General features: G+C 67.2%; 15 protein-coding genes and 1 riboswitch. Of the genes, 5 read left to right on the plus strand and 10 right to left on the minus strand.

Going from position 1 to position 18,912, the window contains the following annotated elements; all coding sequences use genetic code 11:
* Positions 1–4: 4 nt before the first annotated feature.
* Positions 5–1,543: a MadC family VWA domain-containing protein gene (madC, locus tag GOACH_RS09625; RefSeq protein ID WP_052003973.1), complete on the plus strand. Its 1,539-nt coding sequence runs from the start codon at positions 5–7 to the stop codon at positions 1,541–1,543.
* A 6-nt stretch (positions 1,544–1,549) separates the two neighbouring features.
* On the opposite strand, the gene GOACH_RS09630 is transcribed toward madC, so the two are convergent.
* Positions 1,550–2,773, minus strand: coding sequence for an acyl-CoA dehydrogenase family protein (locus GOACH_RS09630; protein ID WP_040518209.1), 1,224 nt, complete (start codon positions 2,771–2,773; stop codon positions 1,550–1,552).
* A 213-nt stretch (positions 2,774–2,986) separates the two neighbouring features.
* Between GOACH_RS09630 and GOACH_RS09635 the strand changes: the two genes are divergently transcribed.
* Positions 2,987–3,664: a (2Fe-2S)-binding protein gene (locus GOACH_RS09635; protein ID WP_040518282.1), complete on the plus strand. Its 678-nt coding sequence runs from the start codon at positions 2,987–2,989 to the stop codon at positions 3,662–3,664.
* Positions 3,665–3,751: 87 nt separating this feature from the next.
* Here the strand turns inward: GOACH_RS09635 and GOACH_RS09640 are convergent, their stop codons facing one another.
* Positions 3,752–4,567 (minus strand): CbtA family protein, encoded by an 816-nt coding sequence (locus GOACH_RS09640; protein WP_005173999.1) that lies wholly within the window; start codon positions 4,565–4,567, stop codon positions 3,752–3,754.
* A gap of 24 nt (positions 4,568–4,591) precedes the next feature.
* Positions 4,592–4,816 (minus strand): CbtB domain-containing protein, encoded by a 225-nt coding sequence (locus tag GOACH_RS09645; RefSeq protein WP_005174000.1) that lies wholly within the window; start codon positions 4,814–4,816, stop codon positions 4,592–4,594.
* Positions 4,817–4,852: 36 nt separating this feature from the next.
* Positions 4,853–4,980, minus strand: a riboswitch (cobalamin riboswitch).
* Between the two features lie 55 nt (positions 4,981–5,035).
* On the opposite strand from GOACH_RS09645, the gene GOACH_RS09650 reads away from it, so the two are divergent.
* Both GOACH_RS09650 and GOACH_RS09655 read left to right on the plus strand, forming a co-directional pair.
* Positions 5,036–9,700, plus strand: coding sequence for an ATP-dependent helicase (locus GOACH_RS09650; RefSeq protein ID WP_005174001.1), 4,665 nt, complete (start codon positions 5,036–5,038; stop codon positions 9,698–9,700).
* Positions 9,693–10,505: a DNA-formamidopyrimidine glycosylase family protein gene (locus GOACH_RS09655; protein WP_040518284.1), complete on the plus strand. Its 813-nt coding sequence runs from the start codon at positions 9,693–9,695 to the stop codon at positions 10,503–10,505. The genes GOACH_RS09650 and GOACH_RS09655 overlap by 8 nt, the downstream gene beginning before the upstream one ends.
* A gap of 86 nt (positions 10,506–10,591) precedes the next feature.
* On the opposite strand, the gene GOACH_RS09660 is transcribed toward GOACH_RS09655, so the two are convergent.
* The 5 genes from GOACH_RS09660 to GOACH_RS09680 all read right to left on the minus strand — a co-directional run bounded on the left by GOACH_RS09660 (position 10,592) and on the right by GOACH_RS09680 (position 16,296).
* Positions 10,592–11,014, minus strand: coding sequence for a pyridoxamine 5'-phosphate oxidase family protein (locus GOACH_RS09660; protein ID WP_005174003.1), 423 nt, complete (start codon positions 11,012–11,014; stop codon positions 10,592–10,594).
* Positions 11,015–11,096: 82 nt separating this feature from the next.
* Positions 11,097–12,839 carry a glycerol-3-phosphate dehydrogenase gene (glpD, locus tag GOACH_RS09665; protein WP_005174004.1) on the minus strand — a complete coding sequence of 581 codons (1,743 nt, stop codon included), beginning with the start codon at positions 12,837–12,839 and terminating at the stop codon, positions 11,097–11,099.
* Between the two features lie 75 nt (positions 12,840–12,914).
* Positions 12,915–13,361, minus strand: coding sequence for a hypothetical protein (locus GOACH_RS09670; protein ID WP_005174006.1), 447 nt, complete (start codon positions 13,359–13,361; stop codon positions 12,915–12,917).
* Positions 13,358–14,764 (minus strand): hypothetical protein, encoded by a 1,407-nt coding sequence (locus GOACH_RS09675; RefSeq protein ID WP_005174011.1) that lies wholly within the window; start codon positions 14,762–14,764, stop codon positions 13,358–13,360. The genes GOACH_RS09670 and GOACH_RS09675 overlap by 4 nt, the downstream gene beginning before the upstream one ends.
* A gap of 128 nt (positions 14,765–14,892) precedes the next feature.
* Positions 14,893–16,296 (minus strand): NAD(P)H-quinone dehydrogenase, encoded by a 1,404-nt coding sequence (locus tag GOACH_RS09680; RefSeq protein WP_005174013.1) that lies wholly within the window; start codon positions 16,294–16,296, stop codon positions 14,893–14,895.
* A gap of 165 nt (positions 16,297–16,461) precedes the next feature.
* Between GOACH_RS09680 and GOACH_RS09685 the strand changes: the two genes are divergently transcribed.
* Positions 16,462–16,944 (plus strand): gamma-glutamylcyclotransferase family protein, encoded by a 483-nt coding sequence (locus GOACH_RS09685; protein WP_040518212.1) that lies wholly within the window; start codon positions 16,462–16,464, stop codon positions 16,942–16,944.
* A gap of 32 nt (positions 16,945–16,976) precedes the next feature.
* Here GOACH_RS09685 and GOACH_RS09690 read toward each other — a convergent pair whose 3' ends face one another.
* Both GOACH_RS09690 and GOACH_RS09695 read right to left on the minus strand, forming a co-directional pair.
* Entirely contained in the window at positions 16,977–18,143 is a 1,167-nt protein-coding gene (locus tag GOACH_RS09690) for an amidohydrolase (RefSeq protein WP_005174017.1), read from the minus strand.
* A complete protein-coding gene (locus GOACH_RS09695; RefSeq protein ID WP_005174019.1) occupies positions 18,140–18,868 on the minus strand; it encodes an enoyl-CoA hydratase/isomerase family protein in 729 nt (242 codons plus the stop codon). The genes GOACH_RS09690 and GOACH_RS09695 overlap by 4 nt, the downstream gene beginning before the upstream one ends.
* Between the last annotated feature and the right edge of the window lie 44 nt (positions 18,869–18,912).

An 18,912-nucleotide genomic window follows, 5' to 3' on the forward strand; every position in this document is an offset into this window, starting at 1 on the left:
GAACATGGCGACCCCTTCTCGAGTGCGCAGTGCCACCGCGACCCGCGATCACGTACTGGACGCGATTGCGGTGGTGTTCGGACACGCGCTCCGCCGTCATCACGTCACCGTCTCCCCCGCCGAGGTCATCGAGATCAGACGGACGCTGACACTCGTGGGGGCCGACGACCTCGACCGGCTACGGGCGGCACTCCGCGCGGTCAGCGTGAAGTATGCGCACGAGGGCGACGGCTTCGACACCGCCTTCGACCTCGTGTTCGTCGGCGCACAGAAGGCAGATGACGCCGCCGACCTCCCACGTCCCCGCGGCGCGGCGGCAGAGCTACCCGAGGACGTCGCCTGGGACGACGACTTCGACGGAGCGGCACGGCGCATCGGCGCCGACGAGCACACCGACGAGATCGGCGACCTGATGGCCGACGATCCCGACGCGCGTGAACGCCACGGGGAGAGCGCACATCGCGAAGAGAACGATTTCTCGGTGTCGGCGGGGACAGAACAGTTGACCGTGGACGCCGAAAGCGACAGCGTCGCAGGCGGAATCACCTACACGGTCGAGATCGACGGAGCGGCAGCTGCCCAAGCCGGTGAACTGGTGGGGTCGACGGCGCGCGTGAGCGGAACGTCGATCACGATGGCCGACGCGGCTGCGATTCTCGCCGCTCTCGACTCCGCCGACGCACGCAGCGTCTACGGCGACGACGGCGCGAAGGACCTCAGCGACGAGCAACGTGCGGAACTCGAACATGCACTGTCCCAGTTCATCTCAGCACTCTCCGAACGCCTTGTCGGCGTAGCAGCAGACGCCGTACTCGATTCCGCGCCCCTACACGGGAGCGATCAGGCACAGATCGACCGAGCGTGTCACCGACTCATCCAACGTCTTCGGGGTGCGCCACGTACGGTGGCGCGCACAGCTGATCGTGGAGCGCTCGACATGCGTCGCACGATGCGTTCGGCGGTCCGCACCGACGGGGTCCCCCTCACGCTGTGGCGCAGGGTTCGCTCGCCGGGCCCGGTGCGACTGCTCATCCTCGTCGACGTCTCGTTGTCGGTGCGACCGGTCGCGGGTTTCATACTGCGACTCGCACAGACGCTCTACGCGTTCGGTGACCGATGCGAGGTCGTGGCTTTTGTGGACAGACCGGTGCTGGTCACGACCGCGCTGAGAACAGCCGCCGCCGACGGCGCACTCGCGGCCGTTTTGGCCACCGACGACCTCGACCTGTCTGCGACGAGTGATTACGGCCGCATGCTCGCCGAGTTGCTCGAGAGTCATAGCGGTCTCATCACCGCGCGCACGTCGGTCCTCGTCGTCGGCGACGCGCGCAGCAACGGCTTCGATCCCCGCGTCGACCTGTTCGCCGAATTGGCTCGGCGGGTCCACCGGATGGCATGGGTCACCCCGGAGCCGCGCCGATACTGGACCCAAACGGGCTGCGCTCTCGGTGATTACGCGCAGCACTGCACCGGCGCGGTAAGCGCCCGCGACGGAACAGAACTCATCGAGAAGGCCGACGAACTCGGAAGTGCGCTGGCCTGACAACCCTCAGGCAAGCAGCCCCTTTGCCACATGAGTCACCTGGATCTCGTTGCTACCCGCGTAAATCATCAGCGACTTGGCATCGCGCGCAAGCTGTTCCACGCGATATTCGGCCATATAGCCGTTTCCGCCGAACAACTGCACCGCCTCCATCGCGACCTCCGTCGCCGCCCGCGACGAGTAGAGCTTCATCGCCGACGCCTCGGCCAACGACAACGGCTTGCCCGCCTTCGCGCGTTCGAGCGCGTTGAACAGCATGTTCTGCACGTTGATCCGCGCGATCTCCATCTCGGCGAGCTTGAGCTGGATGAGCTGGAAGCGACCGATTTCCTGGCCCCAGAGTGTCCTCGACTTGGCGTACTCGATCGACAGCCGCTGAGCCTCGTTGATGATGCCCATCGACAGCGCCGCGATCCCGATACGTTCGGCGGTGAACCCCGCCTTCACACCGTCGTCGCCCCGGCTGCTCGACCCGGTGTCCTCGGTCTCACCGAGCAGCCGGTCACGCCCGAGACGCACGTTGTCGAAGAAGAGCTCACCGGTCGGGCTGCTCATGATGCCCATCTTCTTGAACGGCTTGCCCTGCGTGAGTCCCTCCATGCCCTTGTCGAGCACGAAGGTCAGCACCTTGCGGTCGCGCATCGGTGTGCCGTCACCCTCGTCGAGTTTCGCGAACACGACGATGGTGTCGGCATACGGGCCGTTGGTGATGAACGTCTTCTGCCCGTTGAGCACGTAGCCGTCGCCGTCACGGCGGACCGTCGTCTTCATGCCGCCGAGTGCGTCCGAGCCCGAGTCCGGCTCGGTGATTGCCCAGGCACCGACCTTCTCCAGTGTCACCAGCTCCGGCAGCCACCGCTTCTTCTGCGCGAGCGTGCCTTTCGAGCGGATCGTCGACACCGTGAGTCCGACGCTGACCCCCATCGAGACCACCATGCCGAGACTCGCTGCGGCCAGTTCCATGTTGAGGATGAGCGCCATCGAGTTCATCATTCCGCCGCCCCCGGACCCCTTGGGCTTGGACTCACCCGCGGCCTCGGCGTCGAGTTCCTTCTCGAGCCCCTCGCGCGCCATCGCGTCGACGCCGAAGGAGGTCATCAGCTTCCGCAAGATGTCGTACGGCGGCAACTGCCCGCTCTCGAGTTCGTCGGAGTGCGGCCGGATCTCCTTGTCGACGAACGACCGCACCGCGTCGCGGACCATAAGGTCTTCTTCGGACCACTCGAACATTGCCACCTACCCATCAGCGAGAACTAGAACACGTTTCAGTACAGCTTGGCACGCCGCGTTCTCCCCGGTCCACACATACCCGGATTCTGCCCAACCGGTACCCGCGTGAACTGCACTCACGCAATCGACGGCTACCGGCTAGTGACACGAGTGCCGACCGCTGACCCGCCGCGTGAATGGACACCATTCGCCGTCGTGCGCTACGCAGAGACCATGACCGAGTCAATCCACGCCGCTTTCGGCCCCTTCTTCGAGGTCGAGATCCACGACGCGGACGATCATGTCGAGGAGGGCTGGTTGACGATGACGGCCGCCCTGCTTGACGACACGGTGCTCACCGACCGGGTCGAGCGGGTGCGGCGCGCATTGGGTGTGGGCGCCACCGGCACCGTCCACGAACGGGCCGCGGCCTCGGTGACGCATCTCGGCCTGGTGGCGCGGCTCATCGCACCCTCACTGGGTGCCGCGGTGTCCGGGACAACCGTCTCGCTGAAGCCCGACCACGTCTGGTGGCGCGACGAGCTCGGCGGACCGTTTCCGCTCTCAGTCGTGTTGCTCGGTGCCGTCGACACGAAACCCGGTGCCGTCGACGTGGATCTCGGTGCCGTCGGCGAACTGAGCGCATGGTTCGCCCGGCGGTATCCGCTCAGCATGCGAGTGCTCGGAGGAAACGTCGCGTCGGCGATCAACTCCGCGGCACGGATGATCGGGATGGCTGTCCCAGACCTCGCGGACGCCGCACTACTGCACGCGGACCGGTTTCTCGCACACCCCGACATCGAGGGTGGGCAGCTGCGGGCCGGGCCTGCCTTCAGACGCCGAAGCTGCTGCCTGATCTACCAGGTGTCGGGCGACCGCACCGCGGTGTGCGGCGACTGCGTGCTGGCCTGATAAGCCACACGCGGCCCGAACTGGTGAACGCGGCTGGTACACCAGCCGCGTCTGCCAACTCGAGCCGCGTGTGGGAACGGAGGAAGGTCAGGCGACGGTCTGAGTTTCCGTGTCGTCGACGCCCTGGTTCGCTCGCGAGCGTGACAGCAAGCCCAGCACGAGCGCGAACACGACGGTCAGGACCGTCCACAAGATCACCTGGTTCGCAATCGCGTAGACCCGGAAGTCGCCGATAACGTCGGCCGGGAAGCCCGGGTAGACGATCTGGCCCGCGTCGTTGGTGACCGGGGTCGGCACCTCGTCGAAGCTCGGCAGCAGGGCGATCGCGACAGTGACCGCGACGAGATACCCCACCGCGCCCGCGATGGCACCGAGCAGTCCGCCGATTCGCGGCCGCAGCCAGAGCGCGAACACCACGGCAGCGATCATGAAGACGAGCGACAGCACCGTCATCGTCAGATACGCGCTCGATCGGTCGGCGATCGTGTCGTCGTTGCCGACAGCGGGCGGGTTTGCCGGGTACGCGAAGAAGGGCACGCCGAAGAAGGTGACGAATCCCAGCGCGCCGACACCTGCCGCTGCCCAGCGGGGATCGGTAGCGGGATAGCGACGACCGAGGTAGGTCCAGAGGATGGTGAACGCGACGGCGAAGAACGCACCCATCGCCACCGCGAAGACCACGGTGCCGACGCCCGCTCCGATGTTCTCCTGCACCGAGCGGGTGAACACCTCGTGCTCGTGTCCGTGCTCGCCGGTCAACATCTCCTCGGCGTGGCCACGGCCTTCTTCGTAGTCGATCGCCTTGGCGACCTCCGGCTCGATGAAGATCCTGGCGAAAACGTACGCGAAAATACCAGCGATCAGGCCGGAGAGCAGGCCTGCGCCGATGAACTTCTTCTCCATTGTTCTGTTGTCTCCCGGGTCAGATCAGTGGCAGGGGAAGCCGAGGAAGTGACGGGAGTCGTGGACGAACTCGTGGATGTGCGTGTCGCTGCCGAACACCGACCAGGCGCCCTGGTCGTATCCGATGAAGTAGTAGGCGAGAGCGGCGACGAGCACGGTCGCGGTGAGCCACAGCGCGGCCGACGCCGCGGAGAGGTTCGGTACGGCGAGGGCCGCAGGCTTTCGTGCTGCTCGTGTCGAGGCAACCATGGGGCAATTCCTTTCGGGGATGACGCGTCCCTGACGTGTTCTGGAACCAAGCTGACCGTCACGTCCTGACTCGTCACCGAAGGAACATGCCCTTCGGACTCACAGTGGCGCGACCGTTCCGGACTCTCACCGGATTCCTGACAATCAGCGTGGATCTGACCCTATACCAGATTGTCGTCGACGAACCAGCGTGTCGGACCCGTACGGAACAATGGAGGGGTGGCTCGTTCGACTCCCATCCTGAACCGCTTCACCGACCCGACACGTCGGTGGTTCAGCGGCGCCTTCCCCGCGCCGACTCCCGCCCAGGAGGGCGCATGGAAGGCGATCGCCGACGGCGAGAACACACTGGTCATCGCCCCGACCGGCTCGGGAAAAACGTTGTCGGCGTTTCTGTGGGCGCTCGACACGCTCGCCGCTCGTCCCGAGCGGTCCAAGGGCACCCGTGTCCTCTACATCTCGCCGCTCAAGGCGCTTGCGGTCGACGTCGAACGCAACCTCCGCGCACCTCTGGCGGGAATCACACGGGCCTCGCAGGAGCTCGGGGTGCCCGAGCCCGCGATCACCGTGGGCGTCCGCTCAGGCGACACCCCGGCGGCGCAGCGTCGACTCCTTGCCAAGACACCACCCGACATCCTCATCACGACTCCCGAGTCGCTCTACCTGATGCTGACGTCGTCGGTGCGGGAATCGTTGACCACCGTCGAGACCGTCATCGTCGACGAGGTACATGCCGTCGCCGGCACCAAACGCGGCACCCATCTGGCGCTCTCGCTCGAGCGACTCGACGAACTGCTCGACTCCCCCGCGCAGCGCATCGGACTGTCCGCGACGGTCCGTCCCCCCGAACTCGTCGCGCAGTTCCTCTCCGGATCGCGCCCGTGCACCGTCGTGCGACCGAAGGCAGCGAAGACGTTCGACCTGCGCGTCGACGTCCCGGTCCCCGACATGGCGAACATCCCACCCCCGCCGGATGCTCCCGACGGCGACGACCTCGACGACCTCGACGACGCGTTCTCGCCCACCGCGGGTTCGCTGTGGCCCTACGTGGAGGCCTCGATCGTCGACCTCATCGAGACCAACCGCACGACGATCGTCTTCGCCAATTCCCGACGCCTCGCCGAACGTCTCACCGCACGGCTCAACGAGATCCACGAACAGCGCACGGCGCCCGGCCGCGAACCGCCGCGTAATGAGCGGGTGGGCGGGGGTGCACCCGCGCTAGTGATGGCGTCGGGAGCGAGCACCGGGGCCGCAACCGTGCTGGCCCGCGCCCACCACGGATCGGTCAGCAAGGAACAGCGCGCCGAGATCGAGGACGATCTCAAGAGCGGACGGCTGCGCTGCGTGGTCGCGACCAGTTCCCTCGAACTCGGCATCGACATGGGCGCGGTGGATCTGGTGATCCAGGTGGAGACGCCGCCGTCGGTGGCCAGCGGACTTCAACGGATCGGCCGCGCCGGTCACCAGGTCGGCGAGATCAGCCAGGGCGTGCTGTTCCCCAAACACCGCACCGACCTGATCGGCTGCACGGTCGCGGTCTCCCGCATGCGCGAGGGCGCGATCGAGGAACTGCAGGTGCCGCGCAATCCGCTGGATGTGCTTGCGCAGCAGACGATTGCGGCCGCCTCCGTCGACATCCTCGATGTCGACGAATGGTACGACGTGGTCCGTCGCGCCGCGCCGTACCGCGAACTCGGGCGGTCGGTCTACGAGGCGACGTTGGATCTGATCTCCGGCCGGTTCCCGTCGGACGAGTTTGCCGAACTGCGTCCACGGGTCACCTGGGACCGTGAAGCGGGAACGCTGACCGGACGACGCGGCGCACAGCGACTGGCGGTCACCTCCGGCGGCACCATCCCCGACCGCGGGCTGTTCGGTGTCTTCATGGTGGGCGAGAAGTCCACCAGGGTCGGCGAACTCGACGAGGAGATGGTGTACGAGTCCCGGGTCGGCGACGTCTTCGCGCTCGGTGCGACGAGTTGGCGGATCGAGGACATCACGCACGACCGCGTCCTCGTGTCGCCCGCCTTCGGCCAGCCGGGCAGACTCCCGTTCTGGATTGGTGACGCCCAGGGACGTCCTGCCGAACTCGGTGCCGCCATCGGCAAGTTCGTCGGCTCCCTCACCGACGAAGCCGAACTCGACCGCCGAGCAACGGAACTCGGCCTGAGCGGCTACGCCCGCGACAACCTGGCATCGATCATCTCCGAGCAGCGCGAGGCCACCGGCCACGTCCCCACCGACCGCACACTCGTCGTCGAGCGATTCCGCGACGAACTCGGCGACTGGCGGCTGATCCTGCACTCCCCGTACGGCTTACGTGTGCACGCACCCTGGGCGTCGGCGATCTCGGCACGCCTGCAGGCAACCCTCGGACTCGACGGAGCGGTCACCGCGTCCGACGACGGCATCATCGTGCGCCTTCCCGACACCGACGACAACCCGCCCGGCGCCGACGTATTCGTCATCGATCCCGACGAGATCGAGCAGATGGTCACCGACGCACTGGCCGATTCCTCGATGTTCGCATCACGTTTCCGTGAATGCGCGGCACGTGCGCTGCTCCTGCCCCGACGTGATCCCGGCAGACGTGCCCCGCTATGGCAGCAACGTCAGCGCAGCGCCCAATTACTCTCCGTCGCATCGCAGTTTCCCGATTTCCCGATCATCCTCGAGACCGTCCGCGAATGCCTGCAGGATGTCTACGACCTCCCCTCGCTCACCGATCTCCTCACGCGCATACGCTCGCGCCGGGTGCGGCTGACCGAGGTAGAGACGCCGAGCCCGTCGCCGTTCGCGGCGTCGTTGCTGTTCGGCTACGTCGGCGCGTTCATGTACAACGACGACGCCCCGCTCGCGGAACGGCGTGCCGCGGCGCTCTCGCTCGACACCGCGCTTCTCGCCCAGCTTCTGGGCCGAGTCGATCTCCGCGAACTGCTCGACCCCGGTGTCATCGCCGAGGTCACCGCGCGTCTCCAGCGACTCGACGACCACCGCAAGGCACGCGATGCCGAGGACGTCGTCGACCTGCTGCGCTGGCTCGGCCCGCTCACCACCGACGAGGTGGCGCTGCGCTATCGGCGCGGCGACGACGGCCCGCCCGCGCTCGATGTGCTCAACTCGCTGCACCGCCAGGGCTCGATCATCTCGGTCGCCATCCGCGGGGTGCCCCTCTGGGCCGCCATCGAAGACACCGCGCGCTTGCGCGACGGACTGGGCGTCCCCGCGCCGCTCGGGGTTCCGGCCGCTTTCACCGAGTCGGTCGCCGATCCGGTCGGCGACCTCGTCCACCGCTACGCCCGCACACACGGCCCGTTCACCGTCGACGAGGCCGCCGAGTCGATCGGCATGGCCCCGGCGGTGGTGCGCGACACTCTGATCCGGCTCGCCGCCGACCGCAAGGTCGTGGAGGGCGACTTCCTGCCCGCGACAGCCGACAACCCCGACGGCTCACCGGCGTGGACGACGCAGTGGTGCCACAGCGAGGTCCTCTCCGCGATCCGACGCGGGTCACTGGCGGCCAGCCGCGCCGAGATCGCGCCTGTCGACGGCCCCACCCTCTCCCGATTCCTCGGCGCGTGGCAACACGTGACCGATGGAGAGCGACTCACGGGAGTCGACGGCCTGGCAATCGTCCTCGATCAGTTGGCGGGCCACCTCATCCCCGCGTCGGCGGCAGAGTCGTTGATCCTGCCTGCCCGGATCAGCGACTATCAGCCGGCGATGCTCGACGAATTGCTCTCCAGCGGCGACTTCATGTGGACCGGACACGGCCGCATCGGATCGTCGGACGGCTGGATCAGTTTCTTTCCCGCCGACCTCGCTCCCCTGTTCCTACCCGCCGACGTCGAGATCGATACCACCGCTGTGCACACCGGCCTGCTCGAGGCATTCTCATCGGGAGGTGGCCTACGGTTCGCGCAGTTGCTCGACGCGACGTCGACGACGGAATCCATGACCGTCACACGGCAGCAGATCGAGGACGCGCTGTGGGATCTCGTCTGGGCCGGGCACGTCAGCAACGATTCGTTCGCGCCCGTTCGGGCGGTTCTCGCTCCACGCCGAACCTCGTCGTCGAGCCGGGCGACACCCGCGCACCGTTCCCGCGGGCAGGCACCCCGGCTCCGCCCCGGTCGACTCAGTACCCGGCATCTGTTGTCGCAGACCGGTGCGTCGACGACCCCCTCCACGGCGACCGGGCGTTGGTTCGCGACGCCGGGTTCGCTGCTCGAGACGACGGTCGCCACGCAGGCGTTGTGCGAATTGCTGCTGGCACGGTACGGGGTGGTCACCCGCGGCAGCGTGATGGCCGAGGACATCGTGGGCGGGTTCGCCCGGATCTACAAGGCGCTCAACGTCTTCGAAGACACCGGCCAGGTGCGCCGCGGTTACTTCGTCGACGGCCTCGGCGGGGCGCAGTTCGCCGGAACCTCCACGATCGACCAACTGCGACGACACGCTCTTACCGACGACGTCCCGGGCACTCACCGTGCACCCGACACCGCTGTCGTACTTGCTGCCACCGACCCTGCCAATCCCTACGGAGCAGCACTACCCTGGCCGGACACTGCAGCGGGCGCCGGAGGCCACCGACCGGGCCGCAAGCCGGGAGCCCTGGTATGCCTGGTCGATGGACAACTCGTGGCTTTCGTCGAGCGCGGCGGGAAGACTGTCCTGACCTTCAGTGACGACACCGCATCGCTCGACGCCATGGCAGCCTCCCTCACCGGGGTGGTGCGGGCCGGACGCGTCGCACGGCTGACCATCGATTCCATCGACGGCGTCAACGCGCTGCGCTCCGATCTGCAGCCGGTCCTCGTCGGTGCAGGCTTCGCGACAACACCGCGCGGACTACGAATCCGCTATGGACACCATGCCTGAGGGCGACACGGTCTATCAGGCCGCCGACCGGTTGCGCCGTGCACTCGAAGGCAACACGTTGGAACGTACCGACTTCCGCATCCCGTCACTGGCCACCACCGATCTGACCGGCGGAGTCGTCACCGGCGTCCGCTCGCGCGGTAAGCACCTGCTGATCGATGTGGCTCCTGTCGCCGGAAGCGCGACGTCGGCGCCTGAGGGGGTGAGTATCCACAGCCATCTCAAAATGGAGGGCGTATGGCACGTGCACCGCATCGGCACCAGGTGGCGGCGACCGGCACATCAGGCGCGAATCATCCTGCGGGCGAACGGATATGAAGCCGTCGGATTCGACCTCGGAGTGCTCGAACTGCTTCCCCGCGCAAAGGCCGATCTCGACTACCTCGGCCCCGACCTGCTCGCCGACGACTTCGACGCCGCACTAGCCGTCGCCAACATCGAAGCCCAGCCATCGGCCAAGATCGGAGAAGCACTCCTCGATCAACGCCTCATGGCGGGAGTCGGCAACGTCTACCGCTGCGAAGCATGCTTTCTGCGTGGCATCCGACCGGACAGGCCCGTCGCAGACGTGGACGTGCCGCCACTCGTCGAACTCTGCCGGAAGATGTTGTGGGCCAATCGGTTACGAACAGCAAGAACGACAACCGGGCGGACCGCCCACAACGCCCGCACCTGGGTGTACGGCAGAATCGGCGCGCCCTGTCGCCGCTGCGGGACGCTCATCGCCCGCGAATTCTGGTCCGACCGCCGCGAATCGACAGGTGACGATCGCGTCGTCTACTACTGCCCCCACTGCCAGAGTTGAGGGATGGGCAACTCGCGGAGACAAGTCTGCGCGGTAACTGACCGGCGCACTCAGCAGCGTAGCCGGGGCCGACTGACCGGAGCCGCTCAGACCGGGTAGCGCTCCGGCTCCGGACCGAACTCGAAGCGACGCGCGCTGATCTCGTCCGGCACGATCTCGATGTAGTTGTACTTCAGCGTCGGGATCAGCGGTCGCAGCGGGGCTTCGTCGGCCTTCGCGATCTCGGCACCCGTGCTCAACACACGGGCGCTCCCCTTCACCACGACGCTCCAGCCACCGTCGGCGTCGTACGCATCGGCCTCGAAGGCGACTTTCCCGTTGACCGCGAGTTCGGCGAGCTTGGTGCCCTCGGCGGTACGCATGAGGACACGACCGTCGCCGGCAAAATAATTGATCGGGAAGATGTCAGGCTGACCGCCGACGCTCAATGCGATCCGACCGACATCCGAGGTTGCGAGCAGCGCCCATGCCTCGTCCGCGGAAAGCTCCTGAATGGGATTGTCCACCATGACTTCTCCTCTGCTCGTGCGTCTATTGTCGCGCCGCCGACGTTACGCCGCTAAGAGCATTTGGTCCTCTCGAAGGCGCTGATCACTCTGGCACCGGGACCGGTTCCAGAATGTCGACGCGCGACTCCGGGGCCGCAGCGCGCAATGCATCGGCCGATTCGTCGTCGGGCTGCTGTTGCGAGGCGACCTCGGCCTCGACGCGCGCCCGGTAGGTGCTGACCTCGAAGTCGACCTTGTCGCGGTCCCACCCGAGTATCGGCGCAATCAGGTCGGCGACCTCCTGTGCGCAGTCGACGCCGCGGTGCGCGTACTCGATCGAGATCCGCGTTCGGCGGGCCAGGACGTCCTCGAGATGCAGCGCGGCCTCGTCGATCGCCGCATAGACGACCTCGACCCGCAGATACTGCGGAGCGGCGTCCAGCGGCCGCAACAGCGAAGGATCGTCGGCGGCGTAGGACAAGACCTCGTCGATCAGCGAGCCGTACCGGTTGAGCAGCCTGCGGACGCGGTAGGGGTGTAACCCGTACTTCTCGCCGAGCGACTCGCATTGGTTGATCAACGCGAAGTAGCCGTCCGCACCGATCAGCGGGACCCTCTCGGTGATCGACGGCGCCACCCGGGTCGGGATGAAGTCGACACAGGCGTCGACAGCGTCGGCAGCCATCACCCGGTACGTCGTGTACTTCCCTCCGGCGATCGATACCAGTCCTGGTGCGACAACGGCCACGGCATGTTCTCGGGAGAGCTTCGACGTCGCCTCGTCCTCGCCCGCAAGCAGCGGCCGCAGCCCTGCATACACACCCTCGATGTCGTCGTGACTCAACGGCGTCACGAGCACCTCGTTGACTGTCTCCAGGAGATAGTCGATGTCCTTTCGGGTGGCGGCCGGGTGCGCGAGGTCGAGGTGCCAGTCGGTATCGGTGGTACCGATGATCCAATGCGTCTCCCACGGGATCACGAAGAGGACCGATGTCGCGGTGCGCAGGATGATGGCGGTCTCGCTGACGATGCGGTCGCGGGGCACCACGATGTGGACGCCCTTCGACGCACGCACCGAGAATCGTCCGCGCTGCTTGGACAGAGCCCGGACCTCGTCGGTCCACACGCCTGCTGCGTTGATGACGCAATGCGCTCTGATTTCGGCGGTCTCCGCATTCTCGGTGTCGCGTACACGGACACCCATGATCCGGTCGGCGTCGCGGAGGAATCCGACGACCTGCGTGGACGTACGAATCACCGCACCGTAGTTGGCGGCAGTGCGTGCGACGGTGAGGCTGTGGCGGGCGTCGTCGACGACGGTGTCGTAGTAACGGATACCGCCGATCAAGGAATCGCGCTTGAGTGCGGGCGCCACCCGCAGCGCACCGGATCGCGTGACGTGGTGCTGGCCCGGCACCGACTTGGCACCGCCCATCGTGTCGTAGAGAAAGATGCCTGCAGCGACGTAGGGGCGTTCCCAGACGCGATGGGTGAGCGGATACAGGAAGGGCAACGGTTTGACCAGGTGCGGAGCGAGCAGACTGAGCGACAACTCGCGCTCGTGCAGGGCTTCGCGCACCAACCCGAACTCGAGTTGTTCGAGATAGCGGAGCCCGCCGTGGAACATCTTCGACGACCTGCTCGACGTGCCCGACGCGATGTCGCGTGCCTCGACGAGGGCGACCCGCAGACCGCGCGTCGCTGCATCGAGAGCAGCCCCGACACCGACGACACCACCACCGATGACGACCACGTCGAACTGTTCAGCACTCAGCCGACGCCACGCCTGCTCGCGATAGAGCGGCCCCAGGTCAGCTGGTCGGTCCGGATCGAACTCCGTCTCCATGACAGCCGAGCGTAATGGAGACATCGGACATACACCGGACATTCACGCAGTGCGCCGCGCCGGCAGCCGAACCGATCAGGTGAACTCGACCAGCACTCCAACGACACCGGCACTTCCTCCCAGAGCGACCGACGCCTCATAAGCCGCCTCACGTAGGCGGTATCGCGGGCCACCTACGGTGCCGAATACTATTGCCAGACAGGCCAATCCGCGAGCAGCGCGAAAGTTCTCACGCTGGGAGTGCAGATCCGATGCGCGATGCGCCGCGAGTCCGTCGATGTCGCGCTGCACGAGTGCCGCCTCGAGCCGCCGACGCGTGTCGATCGAGACCCGCCGCGCCGACTGCCACTGCGCCAGCGCATCGCCGACCACGTCGGTGGCGCCGATGTCTGTGACGTCGACGACGACGAGTGCGAGACGTCCCAGACAATCGTCGACGACGTCGTCGGCGACACGGTCGGTGAGGATCCGGAGATCTCCAGGGACGCGACCGATCCGGCCGAGTGCGGCGTCGGCGCTCATCGGCTGCCGCTCCTGGCCCTATCGCCCCTGTCTCTGTCGTCGACGCGTGATCGCTGCGTGGAGTCCCCATCGGAGTGTCGGATTCCAACCTCCGGATCTGCCGCGCTCGTGTCGGCTCCTGGGTCACACGGTGGCATCGACTGCGGAACCCAGTCGCCGATCACCGGAGGACCGACCAGCGGAAGATCGCCGACGATCTCCTCGCCGTGCTCGCGGGTGTTGAGGTAGCGCGCCGAGGGGTGCTTGTTGTCACCGCGATCACGCCCGCCGCCCCCGCCCGCGGGCGGGATCGCCGACTGTGGACCGGGTCGCATGGCGGCGGGAGGTATCTGGTTGGGCGACGGACCCGACATCGAGGGCCCGGCGCCCGAGCCCGAGAGGAGCGGCGCCCCGACCGACGGCGCCAGGAAACCGACCGAGCCCTCGCCGAGGTCACCGCGCGTCCCGGACGACCCGGCACCGCCGGTGCTGAGTGACCCCGGTTTACGGGAGGCCGACCCGTCGTTCGCTGTCCGGTTGCCCTGCTCCTCGGTGCCCAGCGTGCCGACGCGATGGACCCCGGAGGCGTCCGCGCTGCCCACACCACCGCGCGACATCGCATCGGGGCCGCTGTCCGAGCCCTGGTCCGCCGACGCCGCGGTAACACCCTGCGGCCCGCCCGGACCGTCGCCACCGCTGCGTCGCGCAGAGGTCGACGTGCCCGTCGACGGGGCCGACGGAGCACCACCGTAGCCGGTACCGGAGTGGCTGATCCCCTGATCGGACTCGGCGAGGTTTCCCGCCTGAGCACGGCCCGACTGGCCGGTCGTGCCCGTCCACGCACCCGATCCAAAGGTACTTCCACTGAGCGATTCCGAAGTCGCACTGGGCAATTCGGGAAGCCACGTCTGCACGTCGACCATCGGGGACGTGTATACGCGTTCCATGAGCGACGCGACCTCGGCACGTAGTTCCGCGGCATGCTCCGGGTGTGCACGCATGCGAGCGGCAATACCGCTGACCGGACCGTGCTGCGCAGATGTGTTGGTCAGCACGCGCTGCGCGTCATCGAGAGCGTCGATGGCGGGCCGCACCGATTCTGCGGCTGCCGCAATCTCGCGCGCAACTGCCGCGCCCGCCGAACGACTGCCGTCGGAGGCGAAGCCGAGCATGGAATCGTCGCCGAAGGACGTCGTCAGGGCCTGCACAACCCCGTCGACGGCGTCGAGTGCCGCCTTGATCGCGTTCGCATCGCCGCTGGCCGAGCTCTCGGTCATGCTCGAGATCTTCGCCAGGATGTCGGCGACGCTCATCGACGACCAGTCGGTTCGGCCCTGGCTCGAGGCGTTCGAGCCTCCGGGCGTGAGTGCGTGAGCATTCGTGCTGTCGATGGTCGCGTCGGAACGCCCACCCGGTGAAGTCACGCAACCGCCCCCTCGATCATCGCCCCGGCTGCGCGCAACCCTACCGCCCGCGACAGGCCGGATGGTCGGCGATGGGCCGGGGCTGTGCAGAACCGACGCAGCCGGTTCCCTCGCCTGGCGCCGCGGTCTCAGTCGAGATCGTCGTGGCGCACGAGTTGGCGCGCCGCTTCGGTCACCGAACCCGACAGCGACGGGTAGACGGAGAGCGTCGATGCGAGATCGCCGACGGTGAGCTTGTTCTGCACGGCCAACGCGATCGGAAGGATCAACTCCGACGCCGTCGGTGCGACGACCACTCCACCGATCACGACACCTGTCGCAGGGCGGCAGAAGATCTTGACGAAGCCCCTGCGCAAACCGCTCATCTTGGCACGTGGATTGGTCGACAGCGGAAGCATGACGGTTCGCGCCGGGTACTCACCCGCGTCGATCGCCTGCTGCGACACACCGACAGTGGCGATCTCCGGCCGCGTGAAGATCGCGGAGGCAACGGTTTTCAACTTGATCGGACTCACGCCCTCACCGAGCGAGTGGTACATCGCGATACGCCCCTGCATGGCCGCGACGGACGCGAGCGGGAACAATCCCGTGCAGTCGCCTGCGGCGTAGATGCCGGGGACCGACGTCCTCGACACCCGATCGACGGTGATGTAGCCGCCCTTGTCCGTGGCGACCCCCGCCCGATCGAGCCCGATCGTCTTGGTGTTCGGGACGGAGCCGACGGTCATCAAGACGTGCGAGCCGGTGACCGTGCGACCGTCGGAGAGGTGGACCGTCACCGCATCACCGGTGCGCTCGACCCTGTCGGCGCGCGCATGTTTGACCAGTTCGACGCCGCGCTCGGCAAGCGCATCCTCGAGCACCAACGCGGCGTCCTCATCCTCACCCGGCAGAACGCGGTCGCGGCTGGACACCAGCGTCACCTTCACGCCGAGTTCGGTGTAGGCGTGGACGAACTCCGCGCCCGTCACACCCGAGCCGACGACGACGAGGTGCTCGGGGAGCTTGTCGAGGTCGTAGAGCTGTCGCCAGGTCAGGATGCGGTCGCCGTCGGGCACCGCGTCGGGAAGAACACGCGGTGAGGCGCCGGTGGCGATCAGGACCACATCGCCGTCGTAGTGCTCGGTGGTGCCGTCCGCCAGCGTTGCCACGACCCGATGCGAGGCGATCCCCGGGTGGGTCTCTTCCAGCGATGCGTAGCCCGACACGAGTGTCACACCCTCGCTGAGGAGCCTGTTACGGATGTCGGCAGACTGCGCGAAGGCGAGGTCGCGCACCCGCTGGTGGATCTGCGGCAGCGTCACCAGCGCATCGTCGGTGCGCAGATTGATGCCGAGGTCGACGGCGCGGCGGACCTCGGTGCGAATACCGGTCGATGCGATGAACGTCTTCGACGGCACGCAGTCCCACAGCACGCACGCGCCGCCGATACCGTCGGAGTCGATGAGGGTGACGTCGGCGCCGTAGGCCGCTGCGACCAACGCAGCCTCGTACCCGGCGGGGCCTCCGCCGATGATCACGATCCTGGTCACAGAGCACACTCCTGTTCGACGAGAGGGCCATCGGGCGCGACACGAGACAGTGCCGGTCAACACCTCCAACGTAGTCCCACCCGGCCATCGCCGCCGCCACCGGGCACGTCGCGTAGCTCACCGTCCGCTTTCGTGACGAGCCGTGACCATCTAGAGTTTCCCGACGTGCCGATATATGCCGCGTACGGGTCCAACATGAGTCCGGACCAGATGACCGAGCGCGCACCGCACTCCCCGATGGCGGGGACCGGTTGGTTGCGCGGCTGGCGACTCACGTTCGCCGGTGCCGACATCGGCTGGGAGGGTTCGCTGGCGACGGTCACCGAGGATCGCGACGATCCCGAGGCCAAGGTCTTCGTCGTCCTCTACGACGTCCCCGACGAGGACGAGGCGACGCTTGACCGCTGGGAGGGGTCAGAACTCGGTATCCACCGCAAGATCCGCGCCCGGGTCGACACCGCTGACGGCCCGGTCCTCGCGTGGCTCTACGTGATGGACGCCTACGAAGGCGGTCTTCCGTCGGCCCGCTACCTCGGCGTGATGGCCGACGCCGCCGAGAGCGCCGGAGCCCCAGCAGATTACGTGCAGGACATCAGATTGCGCGAGGCACGCAACGTCGGCCCGGGGCCCGGTCCGATCGAGTCCTGACGCCGTCGGACCGTCAGGCCCGCGCATTCGACTCAGGCGCCGCCGAGTACGACGCCCGCGAGGGTGCGCACACCGACCTCGAGTGCTCGTTCGTCGAGGTCGAAGTTGGGCTGATGCAGGTCCATCTGGGGTCCGATCCCATCCCAGACGCCCAGCCTGCCCATCGCGCCCGGTACGTGCTCGAGATACCACGAGAAGTCTTCTCCCCCTGGCGATTGCGGGGTGTCGGCAATGGCCTGCGGACCCAATGCCGCCACGGAAGCGGCGAGCGTGGCGATCGCCGTCTCGTCGTTGACCACCGGAGGCACGCCCCGGAAGTAGGACAGGTCGTAAGAGACCCCGAGCGGGCCGAGCAGTTGGCCGACGACGCTGCGCACCAGCGGTTCGAGCTCACCCCAGGTGGCGTGATCACCGGTGCGGACGGTGCCGCGCAACATGCCTTCCTGCGGTATCGCATTGGGCGCGTTGCCCGCATGCGCCGCACCCCACGCCATGACCGTTCCCGAGCGTGGGTCGATCCGGCGCGATAATACGCCGGGGAGCCCGGTGATCACCGTGCCCATCGCGTACACGATGTCGCCGGTGAGATGGGGCCGCGAGGTGTGCCCTCCCGGTGAATGTAGTTGCAGCTCAATGTGATCCGCCGCGGACGTGAGCGCACCCGCGCGTAGGCCCACCGAGCCGACGGGAAGCCTGGGATCGCAGTGCAGCGCAAAGATCCGACTGACACCGTCGGTCACACCGGCGGCAACGGCGTCGAGAGCGCCGCCGGGCATGACCTCCTCGGCGGGTTGGAAGATGAGCCGCACACCGACCGGTAGCGACGGCACCGATGCGAGCAATCGCGCCACCCCGAGCAGTATCGCGGTGTGCGCGTCATGACCACACGAGTGCGAGACGCCTTCCACCGTCGACGAGAACGGCAACCCGGTGTGCTCGGTGATCGGCAAGGCGTCCATGTCGGCGCGCAAGGCGATCCGCTGACCCGTCGTCGGCCCGAGGTCGCAGACCACCCCGGTGCCAAGCGGAAGTCGCGTGGGGTTCAGGCCCGCCTCACCGAGCAGCGCCATGACCATCTCGGTGGTCTTGACCTCCTGCCGCGACAGTTCCGGCTGCTGGTGGATGGCACGCCGCCAGCCGACGACGTCGGCGCCGTGAGCCGCCCACCAGTCGTCGATGACCGACGTGCCCGCGTTCACAGCAGAGAGGCGGGGGTCGGTGCCACGAGGTCTTCGAGCAGGTGCAGACGGAGCGCCCGCTTGACGGTGGACAGATTCGGTCCCGCGACCGCTTTCCGCTCGTCGGCCACCGCACTTGCACGCGCGAGCAGATCGTCCACCGCCACGGCCTCGTCGACGATGCCTGCCGCGACCGCATCCTCAGCGCCGTACCGGCGACTGGTCAGCATGGCTTCGGTCGCGGTGCGATCAGGGAGCCGAGTGGTGAGCAGGCCGGCCATACCGCGCGGGAAGGGCATGCTCAGCGCGGCCTCGGGCAGCGACCAGAAGCCGCGTTCAGTGCGCATGACCACATAATCGGCGCAGAGAGCGAGCATCGCTCCCGCACCGAACGCGTGGCCGTTGACCGCCGCGACCGTCGCCTGCGGAAGCGTCAAGACCTTGGCGTACAGCGCATGCACCCGGTCGAGGTACGCGGGCAGTTCCGATGCGTGCGCAGCAACGTGGTCGGTGTCGAGGCCGTTGGTGAAGAACTTTCCCGTGGCAGTGATCACGAGGCCCTTCGCAGGCCCCGCCGCGATCTCGTCGAGGAGTTTCTCTGTCGCATCGAGCCACGCAGGGCTGAAACGGTTCTCGGGATTGGTTCCGTCGAGCTCGACGCCCGGCGACCCGAGGTACAGGTAAGCGATATCGGAGTTCTCGGACTGAGCTGGATCAGTCTGGGCTGGATCAGACAGGTACGGCATGGGTTGACCTTATCGCCTGGTCATGCGCGACACGCACGGTGTAC

The sequence above is a fragment of the Gordonia aichiensis NBRC 108223 genome (genome assembly GCF_000332975.1).
Lineage (GTDB): Bacteria > Actinomycetota > Actinomycetes > Mycobacteriales > Mycobacteriaceae > Gordonia > Gordonia aichiensis.